Source organism: Paraburkholderia sp. JPY465 (assembly GCF_050436725.1).
Lineage (GTDB): Bacteria > Pseudomonadota > Gammaproteobacteria > Burkholderiales > Burkholderiaceae > Paraburkholderia > Paraburkholderia youngii.
In genome coordinates this window covers 300,001-314,964 of sequence record NZ_JBNDMT010000003.1, presented here as the reverse complement: position 1 = coordinate 314,964, position 14,964 = coordinate 300,001, and the positions used below count along the sequence as shown (strand labels likewise).

Sequence of the window (14,964 nt, the reverse complement as noted above, 5' to 3'; positions counted from 1 at the left end):
ATCGAGCACTCGATTGTAGGCGAGTTGGAATAACCCCGCAAACGACCGGCCTTTATGTCCGGCATGTCGAACACGCCGTGCGCAAGGCCCTTCGGAAGGGCGCGCATGGCGCGTGCCCGGGTCGTCGGCAGGCAGGACATGACAGGAGATAGGCGCCACGCGCCCACCCGGCAAAACGTCAGAAGCCGTCAGTCAGACGTGCTTGCACGTCGGCGAGCGCGACGTCGGCCGAGCCTTCGGCGAGATGCATCGTCAAACGACGTCCGGGTTTCAGCGACGACGGCGTGCGGATCGCCCGACCGCTTTGCGCATCGAGCACGGCCGCATAGCCGCGCTCGAGCGTGCGCTGCGGACTCAGCACTTCGAGTCGCGCGCCGAGCATGTCGATGCGCGCGACCTGACGTTCATGCTGGCGCGACAGCGCTGCATTCAGGCGTTGCGCCAGCGTGTGGATGCGCGTGCGCTCGGCCGCGAGATCCGGCCGCCAGCGTTGCCAGCGCATCTGCAAGAGCGAGAATCGGGCTCGGGCGTCGCGCACCGGCCGCGCGCCCGCTGACGCGAGCCGCACGCGCAGTTGCTGCAAATGCGTGCGCTGCCGCGCGAGCCGCTCGGCTGGCGACACGAGCCGGCGCGTCAGCCAGTCGAGCTGCTGCGCGCGCCGCTCCATCATGCGGCCGAACCCGCGCGCGAGCGTCGCGTGCCGATGATCGAGTTCGCGCAGCAGCATGACGCGCTGCGGACTCACGAGTTCGGCAGCCCCGGTCGGCGTCGGCGCACGTACATCGGCGGCGAAATCGGCAATCGTGAAATCGGTCTCGTGGCCGACGCCGCTCACCACGGGTATCACGCTTTCCGCAATCGCGCGCGCGAGCACTTCTTCGTTAAAGGCCCACAGATCTTCGATCGAGCCGCCGCCGCGACACACGATCAGCACGTCGACCTCGCGGCGCGCGCCAGCCGTCTCGACCATCGCCGCCAGCTTCGCGCTGACACCCGCGCCCTGCACCGGCGCCGGATAAACGATCACCGGAATATGCGGCGCGCGGCGCGAGAGCGTCGTCAGCACGTCGCGCAATGCGGCCGCCTGCAAGGACGTGACGATACCGATCGCGCGCGGATGCGTCGGCAGCGCGCGTTTGCGCTCGGCGGCGAACAACCCTTCGGCTTCGAGCTGCGCCTTCAACCGCAGAAACGCTTCATACAGACGCCCCTGACCGGTACGGCGCACCGCTTCGACATTTAGTTGCAATTCACCGCGCGGTTCGTACATCGTCACGAGGGCGCGCACTTCGATGCGATCGCCTTCGCGCGGCATGAATTCGGCGTACTGCGCGCGACCACGGAACATCACACAGCGCATCTGCGCCTGCGCGTCCTTGATCGAGAAATACCAGTGACCACTCGCGGCGCGCGTGAAGTTCGACACTTCGCCCGCAACCCAAACGAGTGGAAACGAGCGTTCGAGCATCGTGCCGATCGCGCGATTGAGCGCGGAGACGGGAACGACGACCTCACCGCCTGGTGTGGCCGCCGAAGCAAAAGGATTTTCGGGGTTCATGCGAGGAATAAATAGCGCTGGCCGGACAGACGATAGACCGAGCGACGAGCGGCGTCCAGCCGGAATCGCAGGATTGTTAAAAGTGTCCACATGGCGGGAACCGCCTGACGAATTCCGCCAGAACGCCCGCCAACGCCAATAGATTCCTGGCAGACCCTTGATTTATATGGCGTTTGCATCTCAATAGAGAGCGAGCACTTCGATCCAAAGCGCACGGAATGGCCCTCCCGGACCATCGGATGGCAGGTTCTCCACAAAGTTATCCACAGACTGTGGGCGACCGCACATAGCATGGACCGGCGTCCATCAAGCCCTGCGCGACTTGCCGGCCGGGACGCCCGCGCGCTAGAGTTGCGGGTTCGACGGCATGCCGATCGCGCGGTGCGCCGGGGAGCTGGCCGGCCTGAGGCCGATAAGCACGAGCCCTTTCGCCGCGCGGTTTGCACCTCATTTTTCGACCGTATTCGCATTCGATTGCCCGGAGAACCGCGTTGATGTTGACCCCGCGTAGTGCGCTCGGCACGCAGTCCTTGCCCGCAACCCGCCCATGAGCGAACTCAGCGACCGTCTCGCAGCGCGCCTCGCGCGCGAATGGCAGCAACGCGGCCCGCTCGCCTGGGCGCTGACGCCGCTCGCCTGCGTGTTCGGCGCGGTCGCGGCCGCGCGCCGCGCCGCGTTTTCGCAAGGCTGGCTTAAGTCGGTGCGCGTCGGCGTGCCGGTGGTGGTGGTCGGCAACGTGACGGTGGGGGGCACCGGCAAGACGCCGACCGTCATAGCGCTCGTCGAAGCGTTGCGCACCGCGGGCTTCACGCCTGGCATCGTGTCGCGCGGCTACGGCGCGCGCGTGAGCACGCCGACCCAGGTCACGCCCGGTTCGTCGGCGCGCGTCGGCGGAGATGAGCCGTTGCTGATCGCGCGCCGCACCGGCGCACCCGTATGGGTCTGTCCGGATCGCGTCGCCGCCGCGCAGGCGCTCTGCGCCGCCCATCGCGACGTCGACGTGATCGTCAGCGACGACGGCTTGCAGCACTATCGCCTCGCGCGCGACGTCGAACTCGTCGTGTTCGATCACCGGCTCGGCGGCAACGGCTTCCTGCTGCCGGCCGGGCCACTGCGCGAGCCGTTGTCGCGCCGCCGGGACGCGACGCTGATCAATGATCCGTACGCGCGCACCCTGCCCGCGTGGCCGAACACGTTCGCACTGCAGCTCGCGCCCGCCGACGCGTGGCATCTCGACAATCCCGCGCTGCGCCGCCCGCTCGCGCAATTCGCCGGTCAACGCGTACTGGCCGCGGCCGGCATCGGCGCGCCGGAACGCTTTTTCGCGACAGTGCGCGCGGCCGGCATCACGCCCACGACGCGCGCACTGCCCGACCACTACGCGTTCGAGCGCAATCCGTTCACCGACGTCGACGCCGACGCGATCCTGATTACCGAAAAGGATGCGGTAAAATTGGGGGCCTGGCACGACGCGCGCATCTGGGTAGTCCCGGTCGAAGCCGCGCTTGATCACCGCCTCACTGCATTAGTTGTGGAGAAAGTCCGTGGACGCTCGCCTGCTTGAAATCCTCGTTTGCCCGATCTGCAAGGGCCCGCTCAGCTACGACCGCGCCGCGCAGGAACTGATCTGCAACGCGGACAAGCTCGCCTATCCGATCCGCGACGGCATTCCCGTGATGCTCGTCGACGAAGCGCGGCAGACCGTCGAAGGCACGCCGGTCGATCTGAATCCCGGCTCGGTCGCCTGACCCGGCGCGGCGCTGCACCGCGGCGCCGTGACGTCTCGCTCGCTCGCGGGTCACCGGGCAAAGCTTCGTCAACGCCAATGCCCGCCCGTATGTGCTCCACGATCGATCCGTAGCCGTTTCTGCCGCTCCGGCTTATGTCCGACTCTGCGTGCGCATCGCGCGCGCAGCCCCTTCCTCCGGCCTGATTGCCGCCCGTTCCCGATCCGATGATCCACACCACCCCTCATCCGTTTATCGCTGTCGTGCCGGCCCGTCTGGCGTCGACGCGTCTGCCCAACAAGCCGCTCGCGGACATCGGCGGCAAACCGATGGTCGTGCGCGTCGCGGAGCGCGCGCGCGAATCGGGCGCGCAGCAGGTGCTGGTCGCGTCGGACGCGCAGGAAGTGCTCGACGCGGCGCACGACCACGGCTTCGACGCAGTACTCACGCGCGCCGACCATCCGTCGGGCACCGACCGCCTCGCGGAAGTGGCGACGCGCTTCGGCTGGAGCGACGACACGATCATCGTCAACGTGCAGGGCGACGAGCCGCTGATCGACCCGGCGCTGGTGCGCGGCGTCGCCGCGCATCTGGCAACGACGGACGACTGCGCGATCGCGACGGCCGCCCATCCGATCACCGATCCCGCCGAAATTTTCAATCCGAACGTCGTCAAGGTCGTGCCCGATGCGCGCGGCGTCGCCCTGTATTTCTCGCGCGCGCCGATCCCGTGGGCGCGCGACGCATGGCAGCCGCACTGGCCCAACGTCGCGTCGATGCCGGCGCCGCCCGCGCCCGCCGCCGTATACCGGCACATCGGCCTGTACGCGTACCGCGCGAAATTTCTGCGCACGTACCCGAGCCTCGCGATCTCGCCGATCGAGCAGGTCGAAGCGCTCGAACAGCTGCGCGCGATGTGGCATGGCGAGCGCATCGCGGTACTGGTCACACATGACGTGCCGTTACCGGGCGTCGATACCCCCGCCGATCTCGCGCGCGTACGGGCTTTATTCGGGTCTTGAGGGCGGGAAGCCGTGGCATAATCGAACGGTTATGCGCGCCTCCCAGCGCAGCGACACTCGGGTTATCCCGGTCGCGCCGTGCGGATCTTGCAGCGCCGTCATTTCGACGTGCAGCGCGAGCTAGCCAACGGTAGCCGATGCGGAACTTGCGAGAATCGCCGGGAAGCCTGCTGCGTAAATAAAGAATTCACATAGATCTGGAGATATCCATGCGTTTGATCCTGTTGGGTGCACCGGGTGCTGGCAAAGGCACTCAGGCCAACTTCATCAAGGAAAAGTTCGGCATCCCGCAAATTTCGACCGGCGACATGTTGCGCGCGGCCGTCAAGGCTGGTACGCCGCTCGGCCTCGAAGCAAAGCGCTTCATGGATGCCGGCGAGCTCGTCACGGATGAGCTGATCATCAACCTCGTGAAGGAACGTCTGCAACAGCCGGACTGCGCGAACGGCTACCTGTTCGACGGCTTCCCGCGCACGATTCCGCAAGCCGAAGCAATGAAGCAGGCCGGTGTCGCGATCGACTACGTGCTCGAGATCGACGTGCCGTTCGACGAGATCATCGTGCGTATGAGCGGGCGCCGCTCGCACCCTGCGTCGGGCCGCACGTATCACGTGACGTTCAACCCGCCGAAGGTCGAGGGCATCGACGACGTGACGGGCGAGCCGCTGATCCAGCGCGACGACGACAAGGAAGAAACGGTCAAGAAGCGTCTGGAAGTGTACGAATCGCAAACCAAGCCGCTGATCGAGTACTACAACAGCTGGGCGAAGAACGGCGATGCGTCGAGCTCGGTGAAAGCGCCCCAATATCGCCGCATTTCGGGCCTCGGCAGCGTCGATGAAATTCGCGCCCGTGCGTTCGACGCGCTGAAGTAAGCTGGATTGATCTAAGATTTCCGCTGTTTGCGTTCGACCGAAACCCGCCCACATTGGGCGGGTTTTTTATTGGCTCAGCGCGCCAACCGCAACGGCAAGCGCTGTGCACGGAACGTCCAGCAGAACCGGTTGGTCTTGCATAGCGCTCGCATTTCCGCCGCCCGCGTCGCTTTCCGCAGCGCAGCACAGCCGCTACAATCGATCGTCGAAAAACGCTTCGATCCAGACTGCACTGAACAACCGTAGCGAAGGAGAAGACATGGAAATTCGTGACAACGTGTTCCTGATCACCGGCGGTGCATCAGGGCTCGGCGCTGCCACCGCGCGCCTGCTGGTCGAGCACGGCGGCAAGGTCGTGCTCGCCGACCTGAATCTGGACGCGGGCGAGGCGCTCGCCAAGGAACTCGGCGGCGTATTCGTCAAATGCGACGTGAGCCGCGAAGAGGACGCGCAACGAGCCGTCGAAGCCGCCGCGAAGCTCGGCACGCTGCGCGGGCTCGTGAACTGCGCGGGCGTCGCGCCGGCCGCGAAGACCGTCGGCAAGGATGGCCCTCATTCGCTCGATCTGTTCACGCGCACGATCTCGATCAACCTGATCGGCACGTTCAACATGATCCGGCTCGCCGCCGTGCAGATGTCGAAGAACGAGCCGAACGTCAATGGCGAACGCGGCGTGATCATCAACACCGCATCGGTCGCCGCGTTCGACGGCCAGATCGGCCAGGCGGCCTACTCCGCGTCGAAAGGCGGCGTGGTCGGCATGACGCTGCCGATCGCGCGCGACCTGTCGCGCAACGCGATCCGCGTGATGACGATTGCACCCGGCATCTTCGAAACGCCGATGCTGCTCGGCATGCCGCAGGAAGTGCAGGACGCGCTCGGCGCGATGGTGCCGTTCCCCCCGCGCCTCGGCAAACCGGCCGAATACGCGATGCTCGCCAAGCAGATCTTCGACAATCCGATGCTGAACGGCGAGGTGATCCGGCTGGACGGCGCGATCCGTATGCAGCCGAAGTGAGGCGCGTGGCGATAAAAAAACGCCTGTACATGTGCGACATGTGCAGGCGTTTGCTTTTTATGCAGCGTGAAAAGCGCGGCGCTATTCGCCGCCGTCGTGCCGCGTGCGCTGCCGCAATTCATGCAGTTGCGATTCGACCACGGTGGCATCTTCCGCATCGGGGCGATCCCCAAGGTAGCTTTCGAGGTCCTCGAGCGCGGGCCGCAGATAATCGAGCCGCGCATACGCGAAACCACGATCACGCACTTCCTCGATATTGTCCGGCAGCAGAATGACGAGCCGCTGCTGCACGGCGAGCAGACGTTGCCAACGCTCGGTTTGCAGATAGATCGCCTTCAGGTTGCGCAGCATCCGCGCGACGATCTCGCGACGCGTGGCCGGTTGCAGCAGCATGCGCAACGCGCGGCCGACCGAATCGCCAGCCGACGCGACGTACGGTTCGAGCATCTCGACCATCTGCGCTTCGGACAGCGAATGACCGGTGGTCGGATCGAGCATCACGTCGCCGTCGGGCGTCGTCACGCGCAGCAGGAAGTGGCCCGGAAACGACACCCCGCGCACCGGAACGCCGAATTGCTCGGCCATCTCCAGATAGAGCACCGCGAGTGAAATCGGAATCCCGCGGCGACGTTTGAGTACGACGTTCAGATGACTGTTGTCGGGGTCGTAGTAATCGTTCAGATTGCTCGCGAAACCGAGTTCACGGAAAAAGAACCGATTGAGGATGCCAACCTTCTGACGGATGTCGGCATCGTCTGGCATGTGCGGCGGCGCAGCCGCAGCACCAGCTCGTCGATCTCGGCGAGCACCGACTGCAGATCGAGGTCGGGATAGGCGTCCTGCGCGAGCGAGAGCGCCGTCTCGGTCAGCGGCAGGCTCTCGTCTTCGGCGACGAGCGTACTGAAATAATCGAGAACCCGCGACATGGTGATCACTTCACTCGCCTTTTGAAATACGCGTACTTGAAGCCCATCAGCCAAAGCATACCGAAATATAGCGCGGCGAACAGTACGAGACACGCACCGAGCAACACCATGCGGCTAACCGGCTGGGTATGCATGCCGACCCAGTCGAAGCTGATTGCAAGCCAGCGCATCACGCCGGCGAGCACTAAGCACGCACCGAGCAACTGCACGAAAAACTTGAGCCAGCCGCTCGACGGCGTATAAATGCCGCGTTTGCGCAGACCGATGAACAGAAGCAACGCATTCACGCAAGCGCCGAGCCCGACGCTCAGCGTGAGGCCCGCGTGCGCGAACACCGGCACGAGCGCGTAGTTGCACAGCTGCGTGACGACCAGCACGCCGATGCCGATCTTCACCGGCGTCTTGATGTCCTGCTTCGCGTAGAAGCCCGGCGCAAGGATCTTGATCAGGATCAGGCCGATCAGGCCAACGCCGTACGCGGCGAGCGCGCGGCTCACCATCACGACCGCGGTGCCGTCGAACTTGCCGTAGTTGAACAGCACCGCCGTCAGCGGCTGGGCGAAAAAGAACAGCGCGATCGCGCTTGGTGCGGCGAGCAGGAACGTGACGCGCAGTCCCCAGTCGAGCAGCGACGAATACTCGTGCGAATCGGCATCGACATGCGCCTTCGACAGGCTCGGAAGCAGGATCGTGCCCAGCGCGACGCCGAGCAGCGCGGTCGGAAACTCCATCAGCCGGTCGGCGTAGTTGATCCACGACACCGCGCCGGGGCCGATGTGCGATGCAATGTTGGTGTTGATGATCAGGCTGATCTGCGCGACCGAGACCGCGAACATCGCCGGCACCATCTTCGCGAGGACCCGCTTTACGCCGCGATGCGCGAGCGCGTGCAGCGGGTTCAGGCCGATGCGCGGCACCATGTCGATCTTCTTGAGGCCCGGCAGCTGCACCGCGAATTGCAGCACGCCACCGATGATCACCGCCCACGCGAGCGCATAGACCGGCGTTTGCAGGCGCGGCGCGAGAAACAGCGCAGAGACGATGAACGAAACGTTCAACAGCACGGGCGCGAATGCGGGCAACGAAAAGTTCCGGTACGTATTCAGCACGCCCGACGCCAGCGACGTCAGCGAAATGAAAATGATGTACGGGAACATGATGCGCGTCATCGTGACCGCGAGCTGGTATGCGTGGCCCTCGCGCGCAAGGCCCGACGCGACGACGAACACGACGCCCGACGCGCCGACCACGCCGATCACCGACAGCACGGCGAGCGCCCACGCGAGCACGGTCGAGGTCGCGTCGACGAGCGCCTTGGTGGCGTCGTGGCCTTGCTGGTTCTTGAACTCGGCGAGGATCGGCACGAAGGCCTGCGAAAACGCGCCTTCGGCGGAAATGCGGCGCAGCAGGTTCGGAATGCGAAAGGCGACGTAGAAAGCGTCGGTGTATTGACTGGCGCCGAACGCACGGGCGATCAGCGTTTCACGGGCCAGTCCGGTCACGCGCGACAGCAGCGTGAAGCCGCTGACCGTCAGCAGGGCTCGGAATAGATTCATGGGGCGCTTATTATACGGGTCCCGCTAATGCGGGCGACGAGCCGGAACGCGATTCGGACCGATTTGCTGCGCGGACGTTCGCCGCAATCGGCTGAAAAGTGCGATTTTTGTCTTTTCAGCGGCTTTCCGTGCTGTGCCAGCACGTCAGCGTCATCATGACGCCGCTCCCCTTACTGTGACGCGGTCGCGCGTTTCCCGTTGTCACGTGCCTGATTTTGTTGCTATAATCGTCGGTTTCGAAGCTTGCTCAGTTTTCGCACGGTCTTCGGACGGGATTCTCAGGTTGGCGCAGCGCCGCCTGTCAATACATCCGAAGCCTTGAAACACGGGCCCGCCTTCGCGTAGTTCGATCGATTTTTTCGACACTTTTGCGCCCTTGGGCAATCGCTTCCAAGGGTTCGGATCGAGAAGCAGCACCTCGCCTCATCGTTGAAGGCCGGGTACTGGAAACAGGAACAGGATAAGGAACCGTCATGGCTAACTCCGCACAAGCACGCAAGCGCGCCCGCCAGGCCGCGAAGGCAAACTCGCACAACTCGGCACTGCGCTCGAAGTTCCGCACGGCTATCAAGGCTGTCCGCAAGGCAATCGACGCAGGCGACCAAGCCAAGGCCGCCGAAATCTTCAAGGCATCGTCGAAGACCATCGACATCATCGCCGACAAGAACATCATTCACAAGAACAAGGCAGCTCGCCACAAGAGCCGCCTCGCTGCAGCCATCAAGGGTCTGCAAGCGCCCGCAGCGCAGTAATTCCGGTCGGCCCGCTTCGGTGGGCTACCTCCTGTTTCCGCTGCACAAGAAGCCCGCTTTGGCGGGCTTTTTTGATTTGGCTTGGTGACCAGCCACAAAAAAAACCGCTGCTTGCGGGTTTTTGTTTTTGCTTTTGCCGATCCGGCCAGCTTGCGTCAGATCGCATGCCGTTTGGCTTCCGGCGCAGGCGCATGCTCGAGTTCCAGTTCGCACGCCTCGGTGACGAGGAGGTCGTTGTCTTTCGCGAAGTTCAGAACGAAATCGAAGGCCATTGGCTCGATGTCGCGCAGCCGCGAATCGAGAATCACGCATTTGAGATCGCCGATCATGGTTGGCCGCACGTACAGCGAGTACTGCATATAGGCGTTCGGCCCCTTCCTCACGCCGGGCCCGAACGACGACATGACGCCCGCGAGCCGCTCCGACCAGTCGCTCGGCCGAAATCTTTTCCCGGTCGACGTAATGCCCTGAATGAAATATTCGATTGGAGCTGCTTCGGCCATGTAGAAATACCTGTGTGACTGCCCAGCGGACTGACGACCAACCGGCGACACCGATTGCACGCTCGAATTCACTGCAAGCGGCATGCACGGCGAGCGCTTGCAGCCACCTGCGACGTGCGTGGGACCTGGCGCTAACGCAACAATGACGAGCCGCACCACGAGAACCGCTGCGGCGAACCGGCTGAACCGCTCTGGCGCCTGTCATGACGGCCACGCCATGACAGACTTTCCGCGCCGCGCCAGCCGCGTTTCTTGATGCGAAACGCCGGCCTGCTGGGCTATGGGATAACCCTTAAATTATAGCGCAGCGGGCCCTTTTCCGCAGCGCACACAAGTGCCCTCCGATGACCTCGCGCAGCCCGACACAACGCCTTCTACTAGCTTTCTAATTACTTTCACAGCCTTCCAGCTGACTCGTCAAACGGGGCGAAATCCTTTATGCTGGATTGAGTTACCACCAAACCGACGGCGGCGCAGTCCGGCAACCCTGCCGGGTGAGACCGCCGTATTTGTTTCATGACCGCCAAGAAAATTCGCCACTACCTGCAGTTCAAGGACTTCTCGCTGGAAGACTACGAGTACGTGCTGGAACGCGCGCGCATCCTGAAACGCAAATTCAAGAACTACGAGACCTATCATCCGCTGCATGACCGCACGCTGGCGATGATCTTTGAAAAGAATTCGACGCGCACGCGCCTGTCGTTCGAAGCCGGCATCTTCCAGTTGGGCGGCCACGCGGTGTTCATGAGCACGCGCGACACGCAGCTCGGCCGCGGCGAGCCGATCGAAGACGCCGCCCAGGTCATCTCGCGCATGGTGGACATCATCATGATCCGCACGTTCGGCCAGGACATCATCCAGCGCTTCGCCGAAAATTCGCGCGTGCCGGTGATCAACGGGCTCACGAACGAGTATCACCCGTGCCAGGTGCTCGCGGACATCTTCACGTACTTCGAACATCGTGGTCCGATCCGCGACAAGACGGTCGCGTGGGTCGGCGACGCAAACAACATGCTGTACACGTGGATCGAAGCCGCGCAGATCATCGGCTTCAAGCTGCGCCTGTCCACGCCGCCCGGCTACAAGCTCGACCGCGCGCTCGTCGCGGCGGAAAGCGCGCCGTTCTACGAGGAGTTCGACGACCCGAACGAAGCCTGCGCGGGCGCCGATCTCGTCACCACCGACGTGTGGACCAGCATGGGCTTCGAGGCCGAGAACGAAGCGCGCAAGAAGGCCTTCGCCGACTGGTGCGTGGACGCCGACATGATGGCGCGCGCGAATCCCGACGCGCTCTTCATGCACTGCCTGCCCGCCCATCGCGGCGAGGAGGTCAGCGCGGAAGTGATCGACGGACCGCAGAGCGTCGTGTGGGATGAAGCGGAAAACCGTCTGCACGTGCAGAAGGCGTTGATGGAATACCTGCTGCTCGGCAAGCTCAATCACTGAGCGGGCCGCTGACCAGGCACTCGCCGGGACTACGGTACAAAAAAAGGCGCCGGGAGGAAACTCCCGGCGCCTTTTTGCATTCGTCGGTGGTGAAACTCAGCGCCGCACGTCAGCGCGCATAGAGCGCACTTCCGCTCACAGGCAAACCGGCTCCGCCTCCAGCTCCACGCCAAATTGCTCGAACACTTCGTGCTGGATCGCCCGCGCCAGCGCCAGCACTTCCGTGCCGCTCGCGCCACCGCGATTCACCAGCACCAGCGCCTGGCGTTCATGCACGGCGGCCGCGCCCATCGCGCGGCCCTTCCAGCCGCATCGGTCGATCAGCCAGCCGGCCGCCAGCTTGACCCGGCCATCCGCTTGTGCGTACGACACGATTTCCGGCTCGCGGCGCTTCAGCGCCTCGAACTGCGCGGCCTCGATCACCGGATTTTTGAAGAAGCTCCCCGCATTGCCCAGTTCGAGCGGATCGGGCAGCTTCGCGCGCCGCACGGCGACGACCGCATCGAAAATGGCCTGCGCGGTCGGCTGCAGGGCCGCACCATCGGCTTCCAGTTGGCTTGCCGCGGGACCGCGCGCCGCCAGCTCACGGGCGAGATCCGCGTAGCCCGCGCGCGGCTGCCACGCCTTTGGCAAACGGAACGTGACCGACGTGATCACGAAGCGCTCGCGCCCTTCCCGCTTGAAAAAACTGTCGCGATAGCCGAACCGGCATGCATCGGCGTCGAGTTCGACGGCGTTGCCGGTCGCGAGCTCGATCGCCCTCAGCGATGCGAAGCGTTCGCAGATTTCGAGCCCGTACGCGCCGATGTTCTGGATCGGCGCCGCGCCGACCGTGCCCGGTATCAGCGCGAGATTCTCGAGGCCGGGCATGCCCTGGGCCAACGTCCACGCGACGAACTCGTGCCACGGCTCGCCGCCGGCCGCCTCGACATACCACGCATGCTGATCCTCGCGCACCACGCGGCGGCCGCGCAGCGCCACCAGCAGCACGAGCCCGGCGAAGTCGCCGGTCAGCACGACGTTGCTGCCGCCACCGAGCACGAGGCGCGGCAGGCCCGCGACGCGCGGATCGCGCACCGCAGCGGGTAATTGCTCCTCACGCTCGATCAGGCACGCGAACTGCGCGCGCACGTCGAAGCCGAACGTGTTGTGGGCCTTCAGCGAATAGCCGGCCATGAGAGACGCGACGACGGGAGCGGCAAGAGCGGATTGGGGCATCGGAATGGCAACAGGGCAACAACGGGAAGCAACAGCAAACAACGAAAAACGACCAATACCGCGCCTGACTACACGAGCAGCGCCGCGCGGCGGCCTTGGGCAAAAGAGAGCGGCGTCGGTAAAATGACGTCCGGTCCGTGATTATAGCGAGTGCCTCGCGCGCAGCCGTCCGGCCGCGTCGCGCACTGCCGCACTATTGGGAGAATGCAATGCCATCGTTTGACGTCGTCTGCGAAGCGAACATGATCGAAGTCAAGAACGCGATCGAGCAGTCCAACAAGGAAATTTCGACGCGTTTCGACTTCAAGGGGTCCGACGCGCGCGTCGAGCACAAGGAAAACGAAATCACCGCGTACGCCGACGACGACTTCAAGCTCGGCCAGGTGAAGGACGTGCTGCTGTCGAAAATGGCCAAGCGCAACGTCGACGTGCGCTTCCTCGACTACGGCAAGATCGAGAAGATCGGCGGCGACAAGGTCAAGCAGGTCATCAAGATCAAGAAGGGCGTGTCGGGCGATCTGTCGAAGAAAATCGTGCGTCTGGTGAAGGACAGCAAGATCAAGGTTCAGGCGAGCATTCAGGGCGACGCGGTGCGCATCACGGGTGCGAAGCGCGACGATCTGCAAAGCGTGATCGCGATGCTGCGCAAGGACGTGACCGACACGCCCCTCGACTTCAACAACTTCCGCGACTAAGCAGTACGGCGCGCGAGGCTTGCAACGCAACGCGCGGCGCCGCGCCCAAAGTCTTCGAGCCGCTTCGCCTCAGGCCGGGCGATACGGCTCAGCCCACTTCAAAGATCGTTGCCGGCCGCCGGACTGGCGGCCTTCTTTTTGTCGCCGATACGGCTCTCCTGCCCCTTCATCAGCTTCGCGATGTTGCCGCGATGTCGCCACACGAGCAGCAGGCTCATCACCAGAACCGCGAGCGCAACGATGCGCGGCCCGAACAGAAACACGTAGAAAAGCGGCGCGAACAGCGCCGAGCACAGCGCCGCCAGCGACGAATAGCGCGTGAAGAACGCGACGATGATCCAGGTCAGCAAGGTCGCGACGCCGAGCGTCGGGTTGATCGCGAGCAGCACGCCCGCAGCGGTCGCGACACCCTTGCCGCCCTTGAAGCGGAAGAAGACCGGATACAGGTGACCGAGAAACACCGCGAGCGACGCAATCGCGATCGAGCGCTCGTCGAGCCCGTAGCGTGCACCGAATTGCACGACCAGCCACACCGGCAGCCAGCCCTTGAAGGCGTCGCCGATCAGCGTCAGAATCGCGGCCTTCTTGCTGCCGCTGCGCAGCACATTGGTGGCGCCCGGGTTGCCCGAGCCGTACGAGCGCGGGTCGTCGAGACCCATCGCGGCGCTCACGATCACGGCAAACGACAACGAACCGATCAGATAGGCAACGACAGCGACGATCAGGTTTTGCATCTAGGACTCTTATAAGGATCGCGGTCTGACATTCGATACCCCAACCGCAACAGGGTACGCCCGTCGAAACGAGGCGGCGCACATTTTACCGAAGGCGTCCGCGCGAAAAACATTCAGGCAAACGTCAACTCGCCCGTCGGCGTCAGTCCACGCTCGCGCACTGCACCGGCTTCGCCGCGAGCAGATCCGAGAGCACTTTCGGCTCGATGCTGACGAGAAAACCGCGCCGCCCTCCGTTCAACCAGATTTTGTCCATCTCGAGAATGGTCGACTCGACATACACCGGCATCTGCTTGCGCGTGCCGAACGGCGAGGTGCCGCCGATCAGATAACCCGAATGCCGGTTCGCGACTTCGGGCTTGCACGGCTCGACGCGCTTCGCGCCGATCTGCCGCGCGAGGTTCTTGGTGCTGACGGTGCGATCGCCATGCATCAGCACGATCAACGGCTTCGCGTGCTCGTCTTCCATCACCAGCGTCTTCACGACATGATGCTCGTCGACGCCGAGCTGGCGCGCCGATTCCGCGGTACCGCCATGCTCGACGTAGTCGTAAGGATGTTCGCCGAACGTGACGCCGTGACGGCGCAGCAGTTGCGTGGCGGGGGTTTCGGACACGTGTCTGGATTTGCTCATCGGCGCATTGTAATGGCGAGATTGCACAACGGCTATTTGCCGAACCGGCAATTGTGCGGGTTCGACGCTTGTGGCACGATCGTTCGAAATTATGCCGGCAGGATGCGAAATAGTACGCGCAGAGCTACGAATTTAGTCTTGCAATCAATTGCATGGGACCAGAGGAGACAGCGTTGAACCAGGCTTCATCCATCCGTTCCACAATCGACATCCCCGCGCTGCTCGCCGCCCTACCCGCGCGCATCAGCGACATTCCGGCGCTCGCCGCCGCACGCGATCCGCGGCATGTCGCGCTGATCG

General features: G+C 64.0%; 14 protein-coding genes and 2 pseudogenes (1 of these 16 only partly in view). 9 read left to right on the top strand and 7 right to left on the bottom strand.

Translation table 11 applies throughout. The features are described 5' to 3' along the window. Positions 1-178 precede the first annotated feature (178 nt). The gene (gene xseA / locus QFZ94_RS15995) at positions 179-1,558 is read right to left on the bottom strand and encodes an exodeoxyribonuclease VII large subunit (RefSeq protein WP_410848532.1); all 1,380 of its coding nucleotides are present in this window, start codon (positions 1,556-1,558) and stop codon (positions 179-181) included. Positions 1,559-2,105: 547 nt separating this feature from the next. Here xseA and lpxK point away from each other — a divergent pair. The 5 genes from lpxK (at position 2,106) to QFZ94_RS15970 (ending at position 6,200) form a co-directional block, all read left to right on the top strand. Then, a complete protein-coding gene (gene lpxK, locus QFZ94_RS15990) occupies positions 2,106-3,122 on the top strand; it encodes a tetraacyldisaccharide 4'-kinase (RefSeq protein ID WP_368584759.1) in 1,017 nt (338 codons plus the stop codon). After that, positions 3,103-3,306: a Trm112 family protein gene (locus tag QFZ94_RS15985; RefSeq protein ID WP_007180583.1), complete on the top strand. Its 204-nt coding sequence runs from the start codon at positions 3,103-3,105 to the stop codon at positions 3,304-3,306. Before lpxK ends, QFZ94_RS15985 begins: the two co-directional genes overlap by 20 nt. A 206-nt stretch (positions 3,307-3,512) precedes the next feature. Next, positions 3,513-4,307: a 3-deoxy-manno-octulosonate cytidylyltransferase gene (gene kdsB, locus QFZ94_RS15980; protein WP_429458113.1), complete on the top strand. Its 795-nt coding sequence runs from the start codon at positions 3,513-3,515 to the stop codon at positions 4,305-4,307. Between the two features lie 209 nt (positions 4,308-4,516). Continuing rightward, positions 4,517-5,182, top strand: a complete 666-nt coding sequence (adk, locus tag QFZ94_RS15975) for an adenylate kinase (RefSeq protein ID WP_176121699.1) — start codon at positions 4,517-4,519, stop codon at positions 5,180-5,182. Positions 5,183-5,441: 259 nt separating this feature from the next. Further along, the gene (locus tag QFZ94_RS15970; RefSeq protein WP_429458111.1) at positions 5,442-6,200 is read left to right on the top strand and encodes a 3-hydroxyacyl-CoA dehydrogenase; all 759 of its coding nucleotides are present in this window, start codon (positions 5,442-5,444) and stop codon (positions 6,198-6,200) included. Between the two features lie 81 nt (positions 6,201-6,281). Here QFZ94_RS15970 and QFZ94_RS15965 read toward each other — a convergent pair. After that, positions 6,282-7,126, bottom strand: a pseudogene (locus tag QFZ94_RS15965) (SirB1 family protein). 5 nt (positions 7,127-7,131) lie between these two features. Then, the gene (gene murJ, locus QFZ94_RS15960) at positions 7,132-8,682 is read right to left on the bottom strand and encodes a murein biosynthesis integral membrane protein MurJ (RefSeq protein ID WP_429458109.1); all 1,551 of its coding nucleotides are present in this window, start codon (positions 8,680-8,682) and stop codon (positions 7,132-7,134) included. Between the two features lie 473 nt (positions 8,683-9,155). Here murJ and rpsT point away from each other — a divergent pair, with 473 nt between their 5' ends. Further along, the gene (gene rpsT / locus QFZ94_RS15955) at positions 9,156-9,434 is read left to right on the top strand and encodes a 30S ribosomal protein S20 (RefSeq protein ID WP_013090353.1); all 279 of its coding nucleotides are present in this window, start codon (positions 9,156-9,158) and stop codon (positions 9,432-9,434) included. Between the two features lie 155 nt (positions 9,435-9,589). On the opposite strand, the gene QFZ94_RS15950 is transcribed toward rpsT, so the two are convergent. Continuing rightward, entirely contained in the window at positions 9,590-9,937 is a 348-nt protein-coding gene (locus QFZ94_RS15950; RefSeq protein ID WP_368584755.1) for a DUF3579 domain-containing protein, read from the bottom strand. A 516-nt stretch (positions 9,938-10,453) separates the two neighbouring features. Between QFZ94_RS15950 and argF the strand changes: the two genes are divergently transcribed. After that, positions 10,454-11,383, top strand: coding sequence for an ornithine carbamoyltransferase (gene argF / locus QFZ94_RS15945; protein WP_429458107.1), 930 nt, complete (start codon positions 10,454-10,456; stop codon positions 11,381-11,383). Between the two features lie 135 nt (positions 11,384-11,518). Here argF and murB read toward each other — a convergent pair whose 3' ends face one another. Next, on the bottom strand, positions 11,519-12,559 hold the full coding sequence (gene murB / locus QFZ94_RS15940; protein WP_410848534.1) for a UDP-N-acetylmuramate dehydrogenase: 1,041 nt from the start codon (positions 12,557-12,559) through the stop codon (positions 11,519-11,521). A 251-nt stretch (positions 12,560-12,810) separates the two neighbouring features. On the opposite strand from murB, the gene QFZ94_RS15935 reads away from it, so the two are divergent. Continuing rightward, on the top strand, positions 12,811-13,296 hold the full coding sequence (locus tag QFZ94_RS15935; protein ID WP_018421633.1) for a YajQ family cyclic di-GMP-binding protein: 486 nt from the start codon (positions 12,811-12,813) through the stop codon (positions 13,294-13,296). A gap of 98 nt (positions 13,297-13,394) precedes the next feature. Here the strand turns inward: QFZ94_RS15935 and plsY are convergent, their stop codons facing one another. Further along, positions 13,395-14,030, bottom strand: a complete 636-nt coding sequence (gene plsY, locus QFZ94_RS15930; protein ID WP_368584753.1) for a glycerol-3-phosphate 1-O-acyltransferase PlsY — start codon at positions 14,028-14,030, stop codon at positions 13,395-13,397. A gap of 142 nt (positions 14,031-14,172) precedes the next feature. After that, positions 14,173-14,664 (bottom strand): Cys-tRNA(Pro) deacylase, encoded by a 492-nt coding sequence (gene ybaK, locus QFZ94_RS15925; protein WP_368584752.1) that lies wholly within the window; start codon positions 14,662-14,664, stop codon positions 14,173-14,175. Positions 14,665-14,816: 152 nt separating this feature from the next. Here ybaK and QFZ94_RS15920 point away from each other — a divergent pair. Next, positions 14,817-14,964 (top strand): annotated as a pseudogene (locus QFZ94_RS15920) (AMP-binding protein); its annotated part runs 59 nt beyond the window's last position; the annotation flags it as partial.

Excerpts from the sequence above, each read along its gene's own strand:
- xseA (WP_410848532.1), bottom strand. The coding sequence starts at position 1,558 with ATGAACCCCGAAAATCCTTTTGCTTCGGCGGCCACACCAGGCGGTGAG.
- lpxK (WP_368584759.1), top strand. The coding sequence starts at position 2,106 with ATGAGCGAACTCAGCGACCGTCTCGCAGCGCGCCTCGCGCGCGAATGG.
- kdsB (WP_429458113.1), top strand. The coding sequence starts at position 3,513 with ATGATCCACACCACCCCTCATCCGTTTATCGCTGTCGTGCCGGCCCGT.
- adk (WP_176121699.1), top strand. The coding sequence starts at position 4,517 with ATGCGTTTGATCCTGTTGGGTGCACCGGGTGCTGGCAAAGGCACTCAG.
- QFZ94_RS15970 (WP_429458111.1), top strand. The coding sequence starts at position 5,442 with ATGGAAATTCGTGACAACGTGTTCCTGATCACCGGCGGTGCATCAGGG.
- murJ (WP_429458109.1), bottom strand. The coding sequence starts at position 8,682 with ATGAATCTATTCCGAGCCCTGCTGACGGTCAGCGGCTTCACGCTGCTG.
- rpsT (WP_013090353.1), top strand. The coding sequence starts at position 9,156 with ATGGCTAACTCCGCACAAGCACGCAAGCGCGCCCGCCAGGCCGCGAAG.
- QFZ94_RS15950 (WP_368584755.1), bottom strand. The coding sequence starts at position 9,937 with ATGGCCGAAGCAGCTCCAATCGAATATTTCATTCAGGGCATTACGTCG.
- argF (WP_429458107.1), top strand. The coding sequence starts at position 10,454 with ATGACCGCCAAGAAAATTCGCCACTACCTGCAGTTCAAGGACTTCTCG.
- murB (WP_410848534.1), bottom strand. The coding sequence starts at position 12,559 with ATGGCCGGCTATTCGCTGAAGGCCCACAACACGTTCGGCTTCGACGTG.
- QFZ94_RS15935 (WP_018421633.1), top strand. The coding sequence starts at position 12,811 with ATGCCATCGTTTGACGTCGTCTGCGAAGCGAACATGATCGAAGTCAAG.
- plsY (WP_368584753.1), bottom strand. The coding sequence starts at position 14,030 with ATGCAAAACCTGATCGTCGCTGTCGTTGCCTATCTGATCGGTTCGTTG.
- ybaK (WP_368584752.1), bottom strand. The coding sequence starts at position 14,664 with ATGAGCAAATCCAGACACGTGTCCGAAACCCCCGCCACGCAACTGCTG.